At 68.6% G+C, this 18,397-nt stretch carries 19 protein-coding genes and 1 pseudogene; all 20 read right to left on the bottom strand.

Features of this window, described 5'->3' with window-relative positions; all coding sequences use genetic code 11:
* Positions 1-375: 375 nt before the first annotated feature.
* Positions 376-1,182 (bottom strand): serine O-acetyltransferase, encoded by an 807-nt coding sequence (gene cysE / locus CN97_RS00175; RefSeq protein ID WP_035705456.1) that lies wholly within the window; start codon positions 1,180-1,182, stop codon positions 376-378.
* Between the two features lie 63 nt (positions 1,183-1,245).
* Positions 1,246-1,950, bottom strand: a complete 705-nt coding sequence (locus CN97_RS00170; protein WP_051910853.1) for a DUF2793 domain-containing protein — start codon at positions 1,948-1,950, stop codon at positions 1,246-1,248.
* Between the two features lie 17 nt (positions 1,951-1,967).
* Positions 1,968-5,825 (bottom strand): baseplate multidomain protein megatron, encoded by a 3,858-nt coding sequence (locus tag CN97_RS00165; RefSeq protein WP_035705451.1) that lies wholly within the window; start codon positions 5,823-5,825, stop codon positions 1,968-1,970.
* Positions 5,825-6,262, bottom strand: coding sequence for an NlpC/P60 family protein (locus tag CN97_RS00160; RefSeq protein WP_035705447.1), 438 nt, complete (start codon positions 6,260-6,262; stop codon positions 5,825-5,827). Before CN97_RS00160 ends, CN97_RS00165 begins: the two co-directional genes overlap by 1 nt.
* A complete protein-coding gene (locus CN97_RS00155; RefSeq protein ID WP_035705444.1) occupies positions 6,259-7,113 on the bottom strand; it encodes a DUF2163 domain-containing protein in 855 nt (284 codons plus the stop codon). Before CN97_RS00155 ends, CN97_RS00160 begins: the two co-directional genes overlap by 4 nt.
* A 467-nt stretch (positions 7,114-7,580) precedes the next feature.
* Positions 7,581-8,204 (bottom strand): DUF2460 domain-containing protein, encoded by a 624-nt coding sequence (locus CN97_RS00150; protein ID WP_035705442.1) that lies wholly within the window; start codon positions 8,202-8,204, stop codon positions 7,581-7,583.
* A 10-nt stretch (positions 8,205-8,214) separates the two neighbouring features.
* The gene (locus tag CN97_RS00145) at positions 8,215-8,868 is read right to left on the bottom strand and encodes a phage tail tape measure protein (RefSeq protein ID WP_035705440.1); all 654 of its coding nucleotides are present in this window, start codon (positions 8,866-8,868) and stop codon (positions 8,215-8,217) included.
* The gene (locus tag CN97_RS21360) at positions 8,855-9,169 is read right to left on the bottom strand and encodes a rcc01693 family protein (protein ID WP_084683954.1); all 315 of its coding nucleotides are present in this window, start codon (positions 9,167-9,169) and stop codon (positions 8,855-8,857) included. Before CN97_RS21360 ends, CN97_RS00145 begins: the two co-directional genes overlap by 14 nt.
* Positions 9,162-9,476 (bottom strand): gene transfer agent family protein, encoded by a 315-nt coding sequence (locus tag CN97_RS00135; protein ID WP_035705437.1) that lies wholly within the window; start codon positions 9,474-9,476, stop codon positions 9,162-9,164. The genes CN97_RS21360 and CN97_RS00135 overlap by 8 nt, the downstream gene beginning before the upstream one ends.
* A complete protein-coding gene (locus CN97_RS00130) occupies positions 9,476-9,883 on the bottom strand; it encodes a phage major tail protein, TP901-1 family (protein ID WP_035705435.1) in 408 nt (135 codons plus the stop codon). Before CN97_RS00130 ends, CN97_RS00135 begins: the two co-directional genes overlap by 1 nt.
* Before the next feature lie 337 nt (positions 9,884-10,220).
* Positions 10,221-10,637, bottom strand: coding sequence for a DUF3168 domain-containing protein (locus CN97_RS00125; protein ID WP_035705432.1), 417 nt, complete (start codon positions 10,635-10,637; stop codon positions 10,221-10,223).
* Positions 10,634-10,966: a head-tail adaptor protein gene (locus CN97_RS00120; protein ID WP_035705429.1), complete on the bottom strand. Its 333-nt coding sequence runs from the start codon at positions 10,964-10,966 to the stop codon at positions 10,634-10,636. The genes CN97_RS00125 and CN97_RS00120 overlap by 4 nt, the downstream gene beginning before the upstream one ends.
* Entirely contained in the window at positions 10,963-11,553 is a 591-nt protein-coding gene (locus tag CN97_RS00115; RefSeq protein WP_035705427.1) for a head-tail connector protein, read from the bottom strand. Before CN97_RS00115 ends, CN97_RS00120 begins: the two co-directional genes overlap by 4 nt.
* Positions 11,554-11,776: 223 nt before the next feature.
* Positions 11,777-12,933 (bottom strand): annotated as a pseudogene (locus CN97_RS00110) (phage major capsid protein).
* Positions 12,930-13,511: an HK97 family phage prohead protease gene (locus CN97_RS00105; RefSeq protein ID WP_035705424.1), complete on the bottom strand. Its 582-nt coding sequence runs from the start codon at positions 13,509-13,511 to the stop codon at positions 12,930-12,932. The pseudogene CN97_RS00110 and the gene CN97_RS00105 overlap by 4 nt, the downstream one beginning before the upstream one ends.
* Before the next feature lie 11 nt (positions 13,512-13,522).
* On the bottom strand, positions 13,523-13,762 hold the full coding sequence (locus CN97_RS00100; RefSeq protein WP_035705421.1) for a GTA head formation protein, RCAP_rcc01685 family: 240 nt from the start codon (positions 13,760-13,762) through the stop codon (positions 13,523-13,525).
* Positions 13,763-13,766: 4 nt separating this feature from the next.
* The gene (locus tag CN97_RS00095) at positions 13,767-14,951 is read right to left on the bottom strand and encodes a phage portal protein (protein WP_035705417.1); all 1,185 of its coding nucleotides are present in this window, start codon (positions 14,949-14,951) and stop codon (positions 13,767-13,769) included.
* Positions 14,952-15,863: 912 nt separating this feature from the next.
* The gene (locus CN97_RS00090; protein WP_035705415.1) at positions 15,864-16,208 is read right to left on the bottom strand and encodes a DMT family protein; all 345 of its coding nucleotides are present in this window, start codon (positions 16,206-16,208) and stop codon (positions 15,864-15,866) included.
* 140 nt (positions 16,209-16,348) lie between these two features.
* Positions 16,349-17,839 carry a TRAP transporter large permease gene (locus CN97_RS00085; protein WP_035705413.1) on the bottom strand — a complete coding sequence of 497 codons (1,491 nt, stop codon included), beginning with the start codon at positions 17,837-17,839 and terminating at the stop codon, positions 16,349-16,351.
* Positions 17,840-17,856: 17 nt separating this feature from the next.
* Positions 17,857-18,396: a TRAP transporter small permease subunit gene (locus tag CN97_RS00080; RefSeq protein ID WP_035705410.1), complete on the bottom strand. Its 540-nt coding sequence runs from the start codon at positions 18,394-18,396 to the stop codon at positions 17,857-17,859.
* Position 18,397 lies beyond the last annotated feature (1 nt).

The following is an 18,397-nucleotide window of genomic DNA, read 5'->3' as shown; positions in this document are numbered from 1 at the left end:
CCCGCGCGGAGCGCCTCTGCCGTCCATGGGCTACGGTGCGCATGTCAGGACATCATGTGGTCCGACCGGCCCATGGCGGCGACGCCGGGATGCCAGAGGCCGCGCAACAGATGGCCTCGAAATGCGCAGGTCTACGGCACCCGGACCGGTGACAGCGGTCACCCCCCACCCCCTAAAGAACCATCTCGCGGCCTCCCGGGGGTCCGTATCCGTGGCAGCAGGACACGACGCCCCCGCCGGAGCCTCTCCGCACCCAAAATGAAATGACCGCCGCCCCAACCGGAGCAGCGGTTCCTAAAAAGGACACGCCAGACCTTCTGCCTGTTCCTGTTCGATGGTCTCGCAAAGGCCGTTAAGCCCGCGACAGCCGATCTGTCACTCGCCTTCGATCATCTGGTCCATCAGGATCGACGGGTGCGAACACCCCGCTTCCCCGACGACCCGCGCCGGCACACCCGCCACGGTGGAGTTCCGCGGCACATCCGCCAGAACGACGGAGCCTGCGGCGATGCGGGAGCAGTTGCCCACGCGGATATTGCCCAGCACCTTGGCGCCCGCGCCGATCATCACGCCGTCACCGATCTTGGGATGACGGTCGCCATCCGCCTTGCCGGTTCCGCCCAACGTCACCGAATGCAGCATGGAGACGTTGTCGCCTACCACCGCAGTTTCCCCGATCACGATCGAATGCGCGTGGTCGATCATCACCCCGCGCCCGATCCGCGCGGCGGGATGAATGTCCACGCCAAAGACCTCCGACACGCGGGTCTGGACGAAATAGGCCATGTCGCGCCGCCCCTGCTGCCAGAGCCAGTGCCCGATCCGAAAGGCCTGCAACGCCTGATAGCCCTTGAAGAACAGCAGCGGCTGAAGGAAGCTGTGGCAGGCGGGATCACGCTCGAATACCGCCACCACGTCGATCCGCGCGGACTGCGCGAGGGAGGGGTCCGCGGCATGGGCCTCATCCGCGATCTCGCGCAGGATCTGCTCCGACATCTCGCCCGACGCGAGCTTCAGCGAAAACCGGTAGGCCAGCGCGCGCTCCAGCGACGCATGGTGCAGCACGCTCGAATGGATCAGACCGCCGAGCAGGGGTTCCCGCTCGACGGCTTCATGGGCCTCGGCGCAAATCCGCGACCAGACGGGATCGACCTCGGCCACCGTTGCTTTCACCTGCGCCATGACGCCCTCCGTTTTCCTTAGTCTAGCCGACATAGGGCGCGATTGGCAGATCGGAAAGAAGGATCAGGCCGCCGGAAGGGTCAATTCCAGAAAATGTGCTGCGATACGCACCTTTCCGCCAGAAAAATTACCCCCTTTCGCCGTCAGAAGCAGCGGCGTCGCCGCCCAGCGGGGGGCTGGCGCCGTCGGTCCCATCGCCCAGGATCCCGCACCGGTGCCCAGACCGGAGCCATAGCGATCCACCCCATCCGGCTCGCCCAGCTGCCATGACGTCACCGTCCCGGTAATCGGCTGGATCACGCGCGCCGTGACGCCGAAGACGGTGGCATGGCTCGGGATCAGCGGCGATGTCAGGTTGGTCGCCCCCGGCGTGACGACATGGTCGATCTCCGCCACCCGCCACACCGGTCCCGCACCGCTGGGAGAGCTTGCCAGAAGTCCCGCGCGCCAGCTCTGCCCGTCATGGAGCCGCTCCGCCCCCTCATCCGCCACGAAGGCGCGCCAGCCCGCACGCGGGGTCAGGAACTCCCACCCGCCGTTCAGCCGGAGCGCGATCCGCCCGGCGGCACCCGCCCAGCCGCCGGTGGCGCCTGCGGGCACCCCATAGGCCGCGCCCTCCTCCGCCACCTCCGGTTCTGCCCCCGTGATGGAGCGGAGCGTGAGCTGGCAGAGCGCGTCGATCCGGGCCAGCGCCTCGTTCACGGTGACATGTTTCTGTGCCTGACCGGGCGCGATCAGCGGCAGGCGAAGTGTCGGTGTCTGGGTCATCATCGTCTCCATGGTGTTCAGAAGGTGAGGCTGGCAAAGGGGCCGGGGCCGAAACGGTCGGACAGCTGCGCGACTTCGAGACGGAGGGCGGGGCCGTCCGCCGCGCGCATCTGGGCGCTGTAGCGCCAGTCGGGCGTGATGGTTTCCGCCTCCCGGATCACGCCGGACGGGCCGATGACGCGGAGGAGATAGGCCTCCCGCGTTTCCGCCAGTGGGATCTCTCGGCTCTCCCAGTCGTCGCCGTCGAGCCTGCTGCGGCGGATCCACCGGAAGGTGAGATCGCCCCCTTCCCGCCGCATCCGCAGATGCACGGGACGATAGGGGCGCAGGCCCATACCCTGGAACGCGGCCGCGAGATGGACAAAGGCCGGATCGTCATGGGCCAGTCCCGCAGGGCCGATCCGGTAGTGTCTTTCCATCCCGCGCCGCGCGGGGTCGAGCGCGATCTGTCCCACCCGGTGGTCGAGCAGCACGAACCGGCTTCCCGCCGGCCAGACATGACCCTCCCGCTCCGTCCCGGCCTGTCCCCGCAGCAGATCCGTGAGCTCATAGGTGTCGGGCCCGATCAGCGTCGCGGTGGCGAACTGGATCACCTCCCACCCATCGGGCGAGCCGTCCCCCACCGCAGCCGCATTCGCCCCGTTCAGGACGGAGAGCCGCTCCGCCGAGGAAAGCGCCCCCGACATGCGGACACGGAGGCGTCCCCTGTCCCACAGCCCAGGATGACGCGCACCCATCGGCGCCAGCGTCTCGCCGATCACCGCCGCGCGCTCCACATGGCCGTTCAGCCGGTAGCCGCTGTCCACCGGCGCATCGAGCACCGCAATGTCGCCCGGCCAGGGGCTGGCGGTAACGGCAAGATGCGGCGCGTGGGGAACCTCCGCGCCGGAGAGCAACGGCAGATCCAGAAACAGCGCGGCCACCGGGGCGGGCGGGACGAAGGGCCGGGGCTTCGCGGGCGGCTCCGTCACCGGCGCGGCGGCATAGAGCGCGGGTTCCACCCGCACCGCCTCCACCTCCGCGCCATGCCCTTCCGCGAGCCGGTCGATGCGGTAAAGCCCCCGCGCACCGCCTGCCGCCAGCCGCACCACGTCCCCCGCGCCGATCCCGGCGGAGGGCGGCAGGGCGAAACGCGCCGCATCCCGCGCCACCCGCGTCTCCGCCAGCCAGCGCTCGGCGATCGCGACCGCCTCTCCCGCCGTCAGGGCAAGCGGGAGGTCTGTCTCCGAGACGGCATCGCCTTCCTCACCGGGGTGGCTGACCTCCACGCTCCGCGCCTCGTAATCCGCCTCGGCGTCGATATGGCCGACGCGGAGACGGGGGGGAATCTCTCCCGCACCTGCCCGCTCCTGCTGCACATCACCGCCGTCCCGGGCAAGGATGGCGTCGGCTTCGATCACACGCGCCGGCTCCCCGCCCCGGCGCGTGAAGACGAGCCGCCCGTCCCGCTCCGCCGCATCGACGCCATAGGCCAGCATCAGCGCCTGCAACGCCCCCCTCGCCGTCTGCTCCGTCAGGGACAGTCCGCGCACCAGCCCATGCAGACGCGCGACATCCACATCGGCCACCCCGGCCCGCGCACAGATCTCCGCCACGACTGCGCCAAGCGGCTGCGCCGCCGTCCGACCGGTGATCCAGTGGCCGCGCGCATGGTTCTCCCCATCGCTCCAGATGTCGCTGGCCTGCGGAAAGGCGGGCCAGGGCCGCGCATCCCAGGCCCAGACATGCGCCCGCGCCATGTCCACCATCGGACCGCCATAGAGCGGCGAGACGGGGTTGGCCGCCGGATCGCTCCAATACCGGGCCAGCGCGCGCAGATACTGCATCTGGATCAGGTCGTCCCGCGCGCCGGTCGAAAAATGCGGCAGCGCGGATTCGGAGGATTTCGGATCGACGAACTTGTTGGGTTCGTTCGTGCCCTTGTCCACCGCAGCGCAGCCGATCTCCGTGAACCAGATGGGTTTCGACATCGGCACCCAGGGGCTGGCCGCTGCCTGCCGGACACCGCCCACCCGGTCATGATGCGGGTTCCGCCACCAATTCAGGATGTCCTTGTAGCGCCAGATCCACGGCTCCCCCGCGCCATCGGTGATAGGGGTGCGCCGCTGGGCCGCGCGATCCTCCGGCGTGGCATAATACCAGTCGTAGCCCTCGCCGCCCGCGACATTCGCGGTGAGATAGTCGAGGTCATGGATACTTCCCGCCGCGGCATCCGCGTGGCCGCTGCCCTCGCGCCAGTCGGAAAGCGGCATGTAGTTGTCGATCCCGATGAAGTCGATCGCCGGATCGGCCCAGAGCGGATCGAGATGGAACCAGCGGTTTCCCTCCGGGTCGGTGGTGCCGAAATACTCGCTCCAATCCGCTGCATAGCCGATCTTCGCGTCCGGCAGAATGGTGCGGACATCCGCAGCCAGGCGGCAAAGCTCCGCCACGGCGGGGAAGCCTGCTGCATCGCGGATAGTGGTCAGCGCCACCATCTCGGAGCCGATGCAGAACGCATCCACCCCGCCCGCAAGCGCGCAAAGATGCGCATAATGCAGGATGAAGCGACGGTAGGACCATTCCTGCGGGCCGGTATAGATAATGGTCGTGCCGGCCGCAGTGAAATCCTCCGCCCGTGCGGTGCCGAAGAACCGCGCGACCTCCACCGTGGCAGCGCCACTGCCGAAGGGCGAGCCGGCCTGTCCCGGCGCGCGGGAGAGCGTGATCCTCCCCCGCCAGGGCAGCGCGGATTGCTCGTTGCCGCCCCATGGATCGGGGCGCGCATTGCCGGCAAGCTGCTCCATGAGGATGAAGGGATAGAACACCGCCCGCTGGCCCGCCTCCCTGAGTGCGGTCAGCGCCTCGATCACCGAGGCGTCGGACGGCGTGCCGCCATAGACGGGGCGACCCTCGCTCATCGCGACCACCTCGGCGTTCCGCCGGGCAAGGCCGCTCACCCGCCAGGGCTGCGCGGCTTCGGCCGTGACCTGCTCCACCTTCGGGCTGATCGTGCAATCGCCGCAGCGCAGGTCGTTGCCGAACCATGAGACGACCAGCGACACGGAACCGACCTTCGGCAGTTCCCGCTCCATCTGATCGAGCGAGGCCCGGAAATCCGTGACCCCCGCGGGCGAGTTCACATTCGCCACCCGGTTTCGCCCCAGCCTGTCGGAGAAGACGGCGGGCGTGGTGGCCAGCGCATATTCCCCGGTGCCGGGGATCAGCGCCACCGCCTGCGTGACGGCGCCGATGCCGCCCTCCGCCGCCGCTACACCCTGCGCGGGGCGCATCACCTCGAAGCTGAATTGCGGCACCCGGTTGCCGAACCGGTCGAGCGCCAGATCCTCGATCACCGCATAGGCCGTGCCGCGATAGGCAGGCGCGTTCGCCGCCCCCTCCTCCGCCACGATGCGCGCGTCGGGAAGCTGCGCGTCATCGCCCCGGTACAGACGGAGTATGATGCTGTTCCGCGCGATCTCCACCCCGTCGGCCCAGATCCGGCCGATGTCGGTGATGACCCCCTCGCAAAGCGCGATGGCAAGGCTCACGGTATAGGAATACTGCCGCACCTCCGGCCCGGTGCCACCCTTGCCGCCCCGCGCCGAACTGGCGTGCTCCGTGAAGGGAGAGGCCCAGATCACCTGCCCGCCGATCCGCATCCGGCCGAAGACCAGCGGCAGGGGCGCGCCCTCGCTCGCCCCGGTGACGCGGAAGCGCTCGACACGGCCGTGCTCCACCGTCTCGGACCCCGCGCCCAGCAGCCGCTGGTCGATGACGCGTCCGACCGTCGCGCCCAGCGCGCGGCCGGCAACCGCGCCGGTCAACCCCATGACGGCGCCGCCCATCGCGCCGCCCAGCGATGCGCCGACCGCGCCCAGCATTATGGTTGCCATCAGATCGCTCCCTTCGGATAGCCGAAACGCGCCACGATGCGCCGCGCCCAAGGCTCGGAGAGCGGGCTTTCGACGACGGCATGGCCGCTGTAGGCATGGATGAACGTGGGCGTCGCGCCGGTTTCGGCGGCAATGCCCAGATGTTTGGCGATGCCCCCGGTACGCAGCCGGAACAGCAGCACGTCGCCGGGTTCCGGCAGGCCCGGGGCGAGCGGGATCAGGTGGCGTCTGGCCGCAGACCAGAGCACCTCCTGCCGCCCGGTTTCACCCCAGTCGGGCGTATAGGCGGGGGCGGCTTCAGGCTCCGGGCCGTAGAGATCGCGCCAGACCCCCCGGATCAGGCCGAGGCAATCGGCCCCCGCCCCGCGACAGGAGGCCTGATGGCGATAGGGCGTGCCCAGCCAGAGCCGCGCGGCGGCGACGACATCCCCCCTCATCGCCCCATCCTCCGCGCGGGGGAGGCGACGAGCCAGTCCTCTCCCGGTACATGGGGAAAGCCGCGGAAATTCACCGTATTGGAGAATTTCGCGCCGCAGGTTGCAAGCCGCTTGTCACAGCCCGCCGTGAGCCGCACCCTGTCACCCGGATGCAGCGGCGCGCGCAGCTCCTGCCACAGCTCGACGTTCCCGTCCTTCTGGAGCTTCACCAGCCCGACAAGCCCCGAAGCGCTGCCGGACAGGATGGTGAGGCTCCCACGCTCGAACCAGCGGGCAGGATAGCCGCCCAGCGCGTCGCCAAGCTGGATGACGCGCGCGCCCGTCACGGAGATGACCGCGCCCTCGCAGCCATAGCGCGGATCGGCAAGGTCGATGCCACAGGCCGCGTCCCCCAGCCGCGCGGCGCAACCCCGCTGGATCGCCCGCCCACCCCGCTGGTTCAGCCGGTCGGCAAGGCCCCGCAACTCCGCCTCAAAGGCGCCGGCGCCGCGCCGGATCTCCCCGATCTCCCCCCGGAAACGCAGGGCGCGCTGGGCGACATCCGCCCAGTTGACCAGCCACGACCGGACCTCCGCCCCGTCGTAGCGCCCCGCTGCGATATCCTCCTCCGTGATCCCTTCCGCGGTGAGCGCGCCGGAGGCGGCACTGTTATCCACGGCCAGCCCGGTCACCTGCTCGAGCTGCGCGGCGGTCATGCCGGTCGCGGCGCGAAACAGCAGGCCGTCAAAGCTCAGGTCGGTATCATGATCGGTGAATCCCATGCGGGTTCCGTCCCGCCGCTCTACCGCCCAGCAGCGGCAGACCGTCGTCGCTCCGGTTTCCAGATGCGCCTGAAGTGTATTACTGCTCATGTCCTCACCTTCTCCCTGCAACAGTCACCAGCCTTCCGCATCGGGTCACCCGTCGCATCGGGGCCAGGACCGGTTGTCGGCCCGGCCCGCTCCACCCGTGTGGCTGGCCCGCCGCATCCGGCTCTGTTGCCCAAGGGCCTGTCGCTGGCCCGGCACGCGCCCATATGCGACTGGACCTAGGCATCGGCTCGCCCGTCGCAGCGGGCATCGTGGTCCAGTTCCCACTAGCCTCCCGCTGGTCCGGGCCGCGCTCATATGCGACTGGCTCTCCGCATCGGGTCGCCCGCCGCATCGGGGTCCAGTTCCCAAGGGCCTTCTGCTGGTCCGGCACGCGCCAGAGTGCGTTTGACCCTCTGCATCGGGCCATCCGTGGCACAGGGGGTCGTGGCGCCATGACCGGTTGCCGAGGGATCTGCTGCCGGTGCGGTCTCCCGCCGCATGGGCGATGCCGGGCGGTCCCCGCCACCTCACAGCCGCAGCTCCACGACTGGCACATCGGGCACTTCGCCCGCCTGAAAGGTCGCGACGGAGGTGCGGATCTGATCGGTGTCGAAGCGTACCGGCACGTCGAACTCGTAGCCCGCGGTGATGCTCACCCCCACAGCAGGCGGAGCGGTGAAGGTCACAACACCCTGCGCCGGGTCCGCTTCCCAGGCGGTGACCTCCCGCCCATCCATCGCGACGCGGAGGCTGCCTGCGACGGGCTTCGTGATCGGGCGGAGATAAGACGACCCGGCGGAGGCATAGCGCTTTGTCAGGGGAAACGACCGCTGCACCCCGTCGCCCGTGCCGATCTGCTGATCCGTCGCGCGGATCGCGGCGCTGGGAGGGCAGGATTTGTAATCGGCCCAGTCCTTCCACCGGAAGCCGTGCAGCCGCCCCATCCGCGCCTCGAAGAAGGCGACGAGCACCGCCACATCGTCAAGCGAGCGCAGGCCCCCGCCCGCGTCATAGCGCCTCCGGGAATGCGCCCAGGGACTGTTGCGTTCCTCGAACCCGTTGGAGAGCGTGACGATTTCGGTTCGCCGTTCCGGACCGCCGGTGGAGCCATAGCTCAGCCGCGCGGGGTAGAGCACTTCGTGAAAGGCCATCGAACCCTCCTTAGCGGTTGCGTTGCCCGCGGGAGAGGGCGCGCCCCATCTCCGCGGCGATCTGGCTCCGGCTGCGGCGGAAGCCCTCTACGTCGGGCGTGGTGACATTGACAGTGACGTTGACCGCCTGCCCGCCGCCCGCACGTACGCCAAGACTGCCGTCCGCCCCGCGCGCGAGCGGCAGGATCGCCTCCGGCCCCGCCTCGCCCATCAGGCCGGTGGCGCCGCCCCGCATCGGGAAGGTGGTGGGCGCGGAAACCACGCCGCCACGGGCAAAGGGCATGACCCTGCCCCCGGCGAAACCGCCGCCCGTGGCAAAGGGCAGGAAGGCCGCGACCGCTGCCTCCACCCCGCCGGAAAGCATGTCCCCCGCCGCGCGCTGCACCGGCTGCATGGCCATGTTGTAGACCGTGTTCACCATGGAGCGGCCCAGCCCCTCCAGTGCATCCGACAGCTTCTCGCCGTTCAGCGCGATGCCGTCGAAGGCACGGCGAAGGCCACGGCCCATGCCATCGGACAGTCGCGCGCTTTCCCGGGCGGTTCCGGCAAGGCTCGCCCGCATTCCCTGCAATTCGCCGTCAAAGGCCGCGGCCATCGTCCGGGCACCGCCCAGGCTCACCTCCAGCGCCGCGATCTCATCGGCCAGCGCATCAATCGCCGTCATCCTGTCCCTCCATCCGTTCATCAGTGGGCTCGTGATCCATGCGGTCATCGGGCATGGACTCATTGGGCCTGGGGTCATGGGGCCTGGACTCACCTTGCCTGGACTCATCGGGCGCGGGATGATCGGGGAAGGCGCGCATCAGCGCCTCCAGCCCCGTTCTCCCCAAGGTCGCTTCCGCGCCGCTTCGCCCCGTGAGAAGCGCGAGCTCCCAGGGGGTGAGCGTCCAGACCTGCGCCGGCATCAGCCCCGCGCGCAGCCCGGCGCGGAGCAACCCTGCCCAGTCAAACCCCCGCTCACGCATCGGGAGCAAAGGCCGCAACCAGCAACCGCGCCGCAACCTTTGCCGCGCCAGCGGGGCCGCCCGCGATCTCCGCCCCGCGCAACTCCGCCGCGGTCCCCTGCCAGCCGCCGCCGCGCAGGCCCGCGACGATCAGCGCCAGCACGTCCCGCGTGGTGAAGCGCCCCTCCTCGAACCGGCGGACGAGGGAGGGGAGGCTTTCGTCGGGCAGCGCCGCCTCCATCTCCGCCAGCGAACCCAGCGTCAGTTTCAGCACATGCCGCCGCCCGTCGATGACCAGCGCGACCTCTCCCGCCCATGCATTCGCCATCAGAGCGCCGTGAAACCGACCTGGCCCGCCGAGGCGAGCGAGAGCTCATAGGTCGCCTCGCCATTGTGTCTGCCGGAATATTCGAGCGCGGTGATCTGGAACGGACCCTCCACGGTGCCGAAACTGGGGATCAGCACCTGAATGCGGGGGATCTCGCCCGAGAAGAACAGCGCGCGGGCGCGTTCATCCGCCGCCGTGTCCCGAAAGACGCCCGAGCCGGAAACGCTGGCCGAGCGCACCCCCGCCCCCGCCAGCAGCTCCCGCCAGCCGCCCGAACTTTCGAGGCTGGTGACATCCACCGTCTCGGCGTTGAAGGCGATGCGGGTCGCCCGAAGCCCCGCAAGGGTCTGATACGCCCCCGCCACATTGATCTTGATGAGCAGGTCCCTGCCGTTCTGTGCCGCCATCTATCATCTCCCTTGTCCTGCGCCGCTAAAGGGCGCGTCTGATCAATCCGCCGGTGCGCCGGCGGCATGAATTCGCTTCAGATTGTCCGGAGTGCCCGCCGGTTCGCGGCGCCGGAGCGGCCGGATGGTGGGCGGTTGTCATTTCCCAATGGCGAACAAACTCGCATCCAGCCTTCGACGCAGCTCCGCGAGAGCACACGATCCGGCATGGCGACCCCGGTTCAGCGTCACTTTCCGTTCTTCGCCACCCGCGCGTAGCAGGTCAGGTCCGACCGCCGTTCGTGGTCTGGTGCACATGGTCGATGCACAGGGTGGCGCTCGTGTCTGCCCTTGTGCCTCACGTCTCCGTATCCTCCACGAGCGCACGGAAGGTGAGGTCCACCCGCCGCCCGGCGCCGTTGTCGATCCGTCGCGCACGGGCGCGGAGGAACCACAGCCCGACGACCTGCCCGCGGGCGAGGGTGAGCGGCGTCGCCAGCAGTGCGTCCGACACGCGCGCGGCCACCTCCTTCGCACGGCCGAGACCCGCCCTTGCCGTCACCACGCTCAGCGTCACGTCATGCTCCGCGCCCCGGTGGGTCTGGTCGGAGCGGTCGCGCACCTCCTCCGGGCCAAGAGCCACGTAGGTTTCCGGCAGCGCGCCAGCGGGCAGCGCATCATGCACGGCCCCGCCGATCAGCGCCGACAGGGCTGCATCGCCCGCCAGCCGCTCCCAGATCGCCGCCTGCAGCGCGCCTGCGGTTCCATAGCTCATGACGGCACCTCCTCGTGGCAGTGACAGGTGAGGTAGAGCCCCGCCCGGTCCGCCTCGGCCACGGCGAGGATGCGAAGCGGACGGCTGCCCGCCCGGAAGCGCTGCCCGGCGACGGGGCGGCGCGGATCGCCGGGCGGCGCTGCGCGGACGGTGACGCGATAGGGCACGGTGGCGATGGTCAGGAACTCCGCGCCGGCCTCTCGCCCGGCACCGGGCTTCACCTCCGCCCAGACGCGGCCCAGCGTACGCCACCGGCTCGCATAGCCGCGCGCGCCATCGGCGACGCGCTCCTCTCCCTCAAGGTCGAGGCGTCGGGTAAGCCGCCTCATCGCGCACCCCCCAGCAGGCGCACGGTGCGCCAGGGCTGAAGCAGCGCCTCCACCCCGAAGGGCATCGGACGGCCGGTCTCCCGCTCCTCCCGCAGCTCGTGATACTGGGCGGCAAGCAGCAGCACCGCCTGCGCCAGATCGCCGGGTACCTGTTCCCAGCCGCCAAAACCGGCCTCGAACAGCACCTCCACACCGCCCCCCGGGGGGACGGCGGGCAAGGCCGCCCCGGTCGCGGCAAGGCGTGGACGCTGGAGATCGCGGATAAGGCGCCACCGGCTCTCCGCGACCACGCTTTCCCGCCCCGCCCGGTCCGTCATCGTGACGGAGACCACGCGGCCGACGGGGGCAAGCGGCAGCGGCTCCGCCGCCGCATCGCGCCAGCGGGAGAGTGTGAGCGTGAACTCCCGCGTCAGTAGCGCCTTGCCCGTGCGCCGTTCCACCGCCGCGATGGCCCGGCGCAGATACCCCTCCGCCAGCGCATCGCTCTGCGCCTCTCCCTCGAAGCCGGTGCCAAGACGCAGGTGGTCGATCAGCGCGCCCACCGGCAGGGCGGAGGCTGGCACCGCCGCGCGTTCCGTCAACATCATCGCTTGTCCCCCGATTTCCGCATGTCTGTGTTTTCTCTCCGCTGTTTTGCTGCCGGTTGCGGCGGCGGGTGCCGCCTTCCTCCGGCGTGCCGGACGCGCGCCTCCCGTCCGCCCGGGCGGAGGAGGAGACTGGACGACGGGATCCCCGGCGCGCGTCCGTTCGCCCATGCCCGAAGGCGCGGGAGATACGGGCAGCCGCAGGGCCGCCCGATGGCTGTTGCCGTTACTGGGTCGCGAACTTCAGCAGCTTGATGGCGTCGAAGTCGCTCACGTCGCCGCCCACGCGCTTGGAGGCGTAGAACAGCACATGCGGCTTTGCCGAGAACGGATCGCGCAGCACCCGCAGGTCAGGCCGTTCCGCAATGGTGTAGCCCGCGTGGAAATCCCCAAAGGCGATGGCCGTGGCGCCGGGACCGATGTCCGGCATGTCCTCCGCGATCAGCACGGGATAGCCCATGAGCCGTGCGGGCTCCGCCGCCGCCAGCCGTCCGACCACAGGAAACGGCCATCCGTGTCCTTCATCTTGCGCACGGCACCGGCGGTCTTGGAGTTCATCACGAAGGTCGCGTTCGCGCGGTAGCGGGCGGAAAGCGCATAGACGAGGTCCACGATGGCATCCGCCGGATTCACATCGGCGAAATCGCCCGCGGCCCCGGTGGGCACATAGCCGATCCGGCCCCATTCCCAGGCATCGGCGGGGACGGTCGGATGGGCGAGGATCCCCTTCGGCTTCTGCTCCCCGTCGCCGGAGATGAAGGCTTGCGCCTCCGCCCGGGCGAAGCGGTCGGCGATGCGTTCGGCGAGCCAGCCCTCGATATCGAAGGCGCTGTCGTCCAGCAGCCGCTGGGAGGCCTTGGGCATGGCGGAAAGCTCATGCAGGCGGATCGAGATGCGTTCGATCTGCGGGGTATGGGCCTCCTCCATCACCTCCGTCTCCGCCATCCAGCCGGAGCCGATGTCGGACTGATCCACCAGCACGTCGAAGGAGCCTGCCTCGACATTCACCACCGTCGCCACCGCACGAAGGGAGGCGGTGCCGCCCAGCGTGGCGCGGATCCGGTCTGCGGTCTGGCCGTCAACCAGGAAACCGCCCTCGCCGTTGACCTGCGTGTTGAGGCCCTTGCCCTCCAGCACCAGCCCGCGCAGGCCCGCATCGTCACCGGTGCGCAGATAGGCGTCAAAAGCCTTCAGATGGGGGGCGCCTGCCTCCTCCGCGCCGGAAAGGGCGGGACGACGGGCGGTGAGAGATTTGCGATCCAGCATGTTCAGACGCTCTTCCTGTTGTTGCAAAGCCTTGGCGATATCGCCCTGAAAGTCCTTGAATTCACTCATGAAGCCGGTGATGGCCGTCTTCAGCGGCCCCGGCGCGATCTCTGTCATTCGTCCCTCCTGACGGTGGTTGTTGCGCTGCTGGCGAGCCGCGTGCGGGCGGCGCGCATCTCTCCGGTCATGCGCCTGACAAGCGAGGCGATGTCCGTCTCGACCGCCTTCTGCGCGACCCGCGCCTCCGGCAGCATCGGGAAGGTGACGAGCGACACCTCCCACAGATCGAGCGTGTGGAGCCGACGCTCTCCCTCCGGGCCGCGATCGCTGCGGAGCGTCCGGTAACCGATGGAGAGGCCGTCGATGGCCCCTGCCTCCAGCAACGCCACCGCCTCGCGGCCCCGGCCGACCTCGGTCAGCAACCGTCCCTTGACGCGCAGGCCGTGGCCATCCTCGGCGATCTCGTCCCAGACGCCGATGGGCTGGGCGGCGTCGTGCTGCCACAGCAGTTTCACCCGGCGCCCCGCCGCTGCCATGCGCGCAAGCGACGCGGCATAGGCCCCCGGCATCACCACATCGCCGCCCCGGTCCCGGACGCCGAAGACGGAGGCGTAACCCTCGATCCTCGTACCGTCCGTCACCGTCAGCGCGCCCGGCACCGCGAACTTGCGTTCGAGTTCCCCTTCCGCCTGCATTCCTGATCCCCTCATCGCATGGCGGCGGCGACCAGCGCCTCCGCCCCTTTCGCCAGCATGAAGGCGGCGATCCCGTAGACGCCGACCCACATGCGCTTCTCCAGCCGCTCCAGCGCCGTTTCGATCTGGCCCAGCCGGTATTCGAGCGCGCTCCAGCGCTCCTCCGCGACGCGTTCGTTCGCCTCGATCCTGAGGGCGGCCGCGTCGAAACTGTCGTAGAGGAAGCGCGATCCGCCTTTCGGCCGCGTCACGGCCTCACTCCGCCAGACGCGGCAGGCCGAGGAGCGCGCGTTTCTCCACATCGGTCAGGAACGCCGCCTCGCCCACGCGCTTCCATTGCTGGTCGCGTTCGTCGGCCAAAGCCGGCACCTGATCCAGATCGGGGCGCAGCTCCACCGGCTCACCGGTGAAATCGGACAGCCAGAAGGAGACGGCGGCCGTCACCTTCGTCACCAGCGGCAGCACCGTCAGGCGGAAGAAGGCGCGGTTGGCCTCCTGATAATTCGCATAGGTCGCGTCCCCCCGGATGCCGAGCAGCATGGGCGGCACGCCGAAGGCGGTGGCGATCTCCCGCGCGGCGGCTTCCTTCGTCTGGTGGAACTCCATGTCGGAGGGGCTGAAACCCATCGGCTTCCAGTCCAGGCCGCCTTCCAGCAGCATGGGCCGCCCGGCATTCCGCGCGCCCTGATGGTGCATCTCCATCTCGGTGACCAGCCGGTCATACTGATCGGGCGTCAGCGCCGCCTGCCCGTCCGCGCCCTTGTAGACGATGGCGCCGGAGGGGCGCGCGGCATTGTCGAGCAGCGCCTTGGACCAGCGGGAAGCGCTCGAATGCACGTCAAGCGCGGTCGCGGCGGCCTGAAGCGGCGAGAAACCGTAATGGTCGTCCTGCGGGTGGAAGGCACGGATATGGCAGATGGGCTGCGTCTCGCCAGTCATGTCGAAGCGCAGCTTGGCGCCGCCCACGGTGTAGTCATAGGCGACAGGCCAGCCGTCCCGCCCCGGGACCAGCACCATGCGGTCGGAGCGGAGCACATGAAGCTCCACCGGGATGCGCGCGGAGCCGGAGACCGCCTCCACATATCCGTCGCCGGTCAGCAGGATCTGACCGAAGAGCGCCTCGAACAGCTCCGCCCGGCCCTGACCGCCATTCGGGCGGCGGATGAGGTCGAGAACGGGATGGCGGTCATAGCGACGCTCGCTATCCTGCAGGATGAGCGGCAGGGCGGCGGCGGATTCCGCGATGAGCTTGACCGCGCGGAAGCAGACGGGATTGCCGAGAAACCCCGCGCGGGTCAGCGAACCGGTATCCCGCGGCGTCCAGGCGACCTGCCCGCCCGCGATACTGCCCATCGGGCTGCGCGCCATCACCCGGCCGGCGGCCGAGGCCTTCTGTTCCTGCGGGGCTTGTGCCCCGCGCCGCAGGAAATCGAACATCATGCCGGCCACTCCCTTCACGAACCGCGTCTCGTTGAAGGCAAGATGACCGGGAAGTTCTGCGATCCCGCTAACCGACCGCGCGTTGCAGCCGCCGCCTGACGCAACACCTGGAGTCAGAGGGAGTTACGGCGGGAGCGTCGCCCGCGCGCGGACGGCCCGTTGTCTGACCCACGGCGGGCGGGAGGAGGATGCGGCGCGTCGCCCGCGCGCGGACGGCCCGTTGCAGCATCCGCACCATCCGCCAGATGCGGGGGGCCGCAAGCGCCGGGGGCCGCTGCCGGTTGCGCCGGCGGTCGCCGCGATGACAGGGGCCGTCAGGCGCGGGGCACGCCCGGTGAGCGCGACCGCCGCGACATTTGCGTGAACGGGCTTCTTCAGGTGCGGGGGAAGCTTTGAGGCAGGGGACGACGGTCGGTCGCGCTCTCGCAGGCGCGGGGGGAGGTTCTTCCCGAAATGGATCACGAAGCGACGGCCGGTCGCACCCCCGGGGGCGCGGGGGAGGCCTCGGCGACCTGCCGCGGATGCCGATATTTCCCTCACGGACGTGGGGGAGCTTTGGCAAGTAGAACAAGTCACCGCCTACCGCATATTTCCCTCGGGGAGGTGGGGGTGCCATTCCGGTGCGCATAGACGGCACATGGTTGATGCGACCTCGCGCAAACGCGTGGGGCGAGCCGGATGGGGATATTCGAGTGGGGATGTTCGAGGCGCTGCACTGGTCCGACCTTTCGCAGGCACGGGTCGCAGGCGCGGGGGACGCCCTAGCGGCTGGTCGGACGTTGTTGCCGCAAGTTGACGACCCTTCGCAGGCGGGTCGCAGGCGCGGGGGACGCCCCCCGCGACCCCCGGCTTCATCCGGAGAGAGAAAGGGCCGCCGTCACTCCGCCTGCCCGGTTGGCAGGGGCCGGGGTGCTAGCCGCGAAAGACGAAAGCCGCGCCGGTCACGATCAGCGCAAAGCCGATGGCGTGGTTCCAGTTCAGCGACTCCTTCAGGTAGAGCACGGAAAAGCCGCTGAAAACGATGAGGGTGATGACCTCCTGGATCGTCTTGAGCTGGGCGGCGGAATAGACCTGATGGCCGATCCGGTTCGCAGGCACGGCGAACCAGTATTCGAAGAAGGCGATCCCCCAGGACGAGAGGACCGCGATCCACAGCGGGGAGGCCGGACCCCTGAGATGGCCATACCACGCAAAGGTCATGAAGGCGTTCGAGACGATCAGAAGCAGGATCGGCAGGACATAGGGGAGTGTGGGCATCGGCGGCACCCTTCAACTGACGCGGAGGTCCCGGAACGGGGCTAAGAGGAGAGCGCCTTGCGTCCGGCTCAAGGCAGCCTGTGCGCCACCCGTTAAAAAGCCCGCGCAAGAGGCGCGGGCTTTCCATTGGCGCGGAGCGATCAGTTGCCGCCGGGCCCGGTCAGACCGGGAATGCCCGCTGGCTCCGTGGAGCCGCCGAGACCGGGAATACCCCCGTCCCCGCCAAGCCCGGGGATGCCGCCGCCGCCAAGACCCTCACCGGTGGGAAGCTCGATACGAATGGTGTCGAGATCGATATTGTTCTGGCCCGGCAGCATACCCGTGACCAGTTCCGGCCAGAAGATCACGATGGCGACCAGCATCAGCTGCATGATCAACCACGGGATCGCACCCAGGTAGATATCGGTCGTCTTGACCGATCGGGGAGCAATGGAGCGCAGGTAGAACAGGGCAAAGCCGAAGGGCGGGTGCATGAACGAGGTCTGCATGTTGATGCAGAGCAGCACGCCGAACCAGATCAGGTCGATGCCCAGCGAATGCGCGACGGGCGCAAGCATCGGCACCACGATGAAGGCGATCTCGAAGAAGTCGAGAAAGAAGGCCAGGAAGAAGATGAAGACGTTGACGAAGATCAGGAAGCCGATGGGACCGCCCGGCACATGCGAGAGCATGTATTCGATCCAGTGACCGCCATCCATGCCCTGAAAGATGAGGCTGAACACCGTCGCGCCGATCAGGATGAACACCACCATCACCGTCAGATGCGAGGTGGATGTCATCGCCTGCCGGATGAGCTGCCACGTCAGCCGGCGATGCATGGCGGCGAGCACCATCGCACCGACGACCCCCAGGGCACCGGCCTCCGTCGGCGTGGCGAGACCGAGGAAGATCGTACCCAGCACCAGAAAGATCAGCACGATCGAGGGGATGATCCCCATGAGCACCTGTTTGACCAGCGCCCAGTTCAGATCGCCGCGCACTTCCTTCGGAAGCGGGGGCATCATCTGCGGCTTCATCACCGACAGGAGCGCGATATAGCCGAGAAAGATGAGCACCTGCAGGATCGACGGTCCGATCGCACCGAGATACATGTCCCCGACCGAACGGCCGAGCTGGTCGGCAAGGACGATGAGGACAAGGGACGGCGGTATGAGCTGGGTGATCGTGCCGGAGGCGGCGATCACACCTGTGGCGAGCCGGGTGTCATAGCCGTATCGCAGCATGATCGGCAAAGAGATCACGCCCATCGTGATGACCGAGGCGGCAACCGTTCCGGTGATGGCGCCCAGCACGGCCCCCACAACGATCACCGCATAGGCCAGACCGCCCGGCACCGCGCCGAAGAGCTTACCCGTGCCCTCCAGCAAATCCTCCGCCAGACCGCAGCGCTCCAGAATGGCGCCCATCAGGGTGAAGAACGGAATGGCGAGCAACAGATCGTTGGAAACGATGCCGAAGAACCTGTAGGGCAGCGCAGAGAGGAAGGCGGGATCGAAATGTCCGGTGATGATCCCGAGCACGCCGAAGAACAACCCGACAGCGCCGAGCGAGAAAGCCACCGGGAACCCGTAGAGCATGAACAGAATCATGCACAGGAACATCAGCGGTGGCATGGGGCCATAGTGAAACATGCGTCTGTCCCGTCGCTTTACTGAAGCGGCTTTTCATATTTTGTTTCAAGGGAATAGCGCCCCTGGAGGGCGGCCACGCGCTTGATGAGTTCGGAGAGCCCCTGAAGGAAGAGCATCGCGAATCCTGCCGTCAGCACGAGCTTGACCGGCCAGCGGATCAGGCCGCCCGCATTCTGCGACACCTCGCCCTGCTGCCAGGACAGAAGGAACACCGGCCAGTTCAGCACTGCGCAATACAGCGAGAACGGCAGCAGGAAGATGATGATCCCGAACAGGTCCACCCAGAGGCGCCCGCGTTCCGACAGCGAGCCGTAGATCACATCCACACGCACATGTTCGTTGTTCTTGAGCGTATAGGCGGCGCCCATCAGCACGACGAAGGCGAACATGTACCACTGGATTTCGAGCCAGCCGTTCGAGCTTATGTTGAAGGTGTAGCGGATGAGCGCGTTGAATGCGCTGACCAGCGCGCAGAGCAGGACGAGGTATTCCCCTATCCTGCCGAAGAACTCGTTGACGCGGTCAATGAGACCGCTCAGGGCGAGCAGAGCTTTCACT

The sequence above is a fragment of the Haematobacter massiliensis genome (assembly GCF_000740795.1).
Classification (GTDB): Bacteria; Pseudomonadota; Alphaproteobacteria; order Rhodobacterales; family Rhodobacteraceae; genus Haematobacter; species Haematobacter massiliensis.
The sequence above is the reverse complement of the archived record's forward strand: the minus strand, read 5'-3'. Positions and strand labels throughout refer to the sequence as shown.

What these genes read in the sequence shown, in the direction of transcription:
- CN97_RS00095 (WP_035705417.1), bottom strand. Translation starts at nt 14,951, where the DNA reads ATGATGTTCGATTTCCTGCGGCGCGGGGCACAAGCCCCGCAGGAACAG.
- cysE (WP_035705456.1), bottom strand. Translation starts at nt 1,182, where the DNA reads ATGGCGCAGGTGAAAGCAACGGTGGCCGAGGTCGATCCCGTCTGGTCG.
- CN97_RS00085 (WP_035705413.1), bottom strand. Translation starts at nt 17,839, where the DNA reads ATGTTTCACTATGGCCCCATGCCACCGCTGATGTTCCTGTGCATGATT.
- CN97_RS00120 (WP_035705429.1), bottom strand. Translation starts at nt 10,966, where the DNA reads ATGAGGCGGCTTACCCGACGCCTCGACCTTGAGGGAGAGGAGCGCGTC.
- CN97_RS00170 (WP_051910853.1), bottom strand. Translation starts at nt 1,950, where the DNA reads ATGACCCAGACACCGACACTTCGCCTGCCGCTGATCGCGCCCGGTCAG.
- CN97_RS00150 (WP_035705442.1), bottom strand. Translation starts at nt 8,204, where the DNA reads ATGGCCTTTCACGAAGTGCTCTACCCCGCGCGGCTGAGCTATGGCTCC.
- CN97_RS00105 (WP_035705424.1), bottom strand. Translation starts at nt 13,511, where the DNA reads ATGCAGGCGGAAGGGGAACTCGAACGCAAGTTCGCGGTGCCGGGCGCG.
- CN97_RS00125 (WP_035705432.1), bottom strand. Translation starts at nt 10,637, where the DNA reads ATGAGCTATGGAACCGCAGGCGCGCTGCAGGCGGCGATCTGGGAGCGG.
- CN97_RS00115 (WP_035705427.1), bottom strand. Translation starts at nt 11,553, where the DNA reads ATGATGTTGACGGAACGCGCGGCGGTGCCAGCCTCCGCCCTGCCGGTG.
- CN97_RS00135 (WP_035705437.1), bottom strand. Translation starts at nt 9,476, where the DNA reads ATGGCGAATGCATGGGCGGGAGAGGTCGCGCTGGTCATCGACGGGCGG.
- CN97_RS00090 (WP_035705415.1), bottom strand. Translation starts at nt 16,208, where the DNA reads ATGCCCACACTCCCCTATGTCCTGCCGATCCTGCTTCTGATCGTCTCG.
- CN97_RS00130 (WP_035705435.1), bottom strand. Translation starts at nt 9,883, where the DNA reads ATGGCGGCACAGAACGGCAGGGACCTGCTCATCAAGATCAATGTGGCG.
- CN97_RS21360 (WP_084683954.1), bottom strand. Translation starts at nt 9,169, where the DNA reads ATGCGTGAGCGGGGGTTTGACTGGGCAGGGTTGCTCCGCGCCGGGCTG.
- CN97_RS00160 (WP_035705447.1), bottom strand. Translation starts at nt 6,262, where the DNA reads ATGAGGGGGGATGTCGTCGCCGCCGCGCGGCTCTGGCTGGGCACGCCC.
- CN97_RS00145 (WP_035705440.1), bottom strand. Translation starts at nt 8,868, where the DNA reads ATGACGGCGATTGATGCGCTGGCCGATGAGATCGCGGCGCTGGAGGTG.
- CN97_RS00155 (WP_035705444.1), bottom strand. Translation starts at nt 7,113, where the DNA reads ATGAGCAGTAATACACTTCAGGCGCATCTGGAAACCGGAGCGACGACG.
- CN97_RS00165 (WP_035705451.1), bottom strand. Translation starts at nt 5,825, where the DNA reads ATGGCAACCATAATGCTGGGCGCGGTCGGCGCATCGCTGGGCGGCGCG.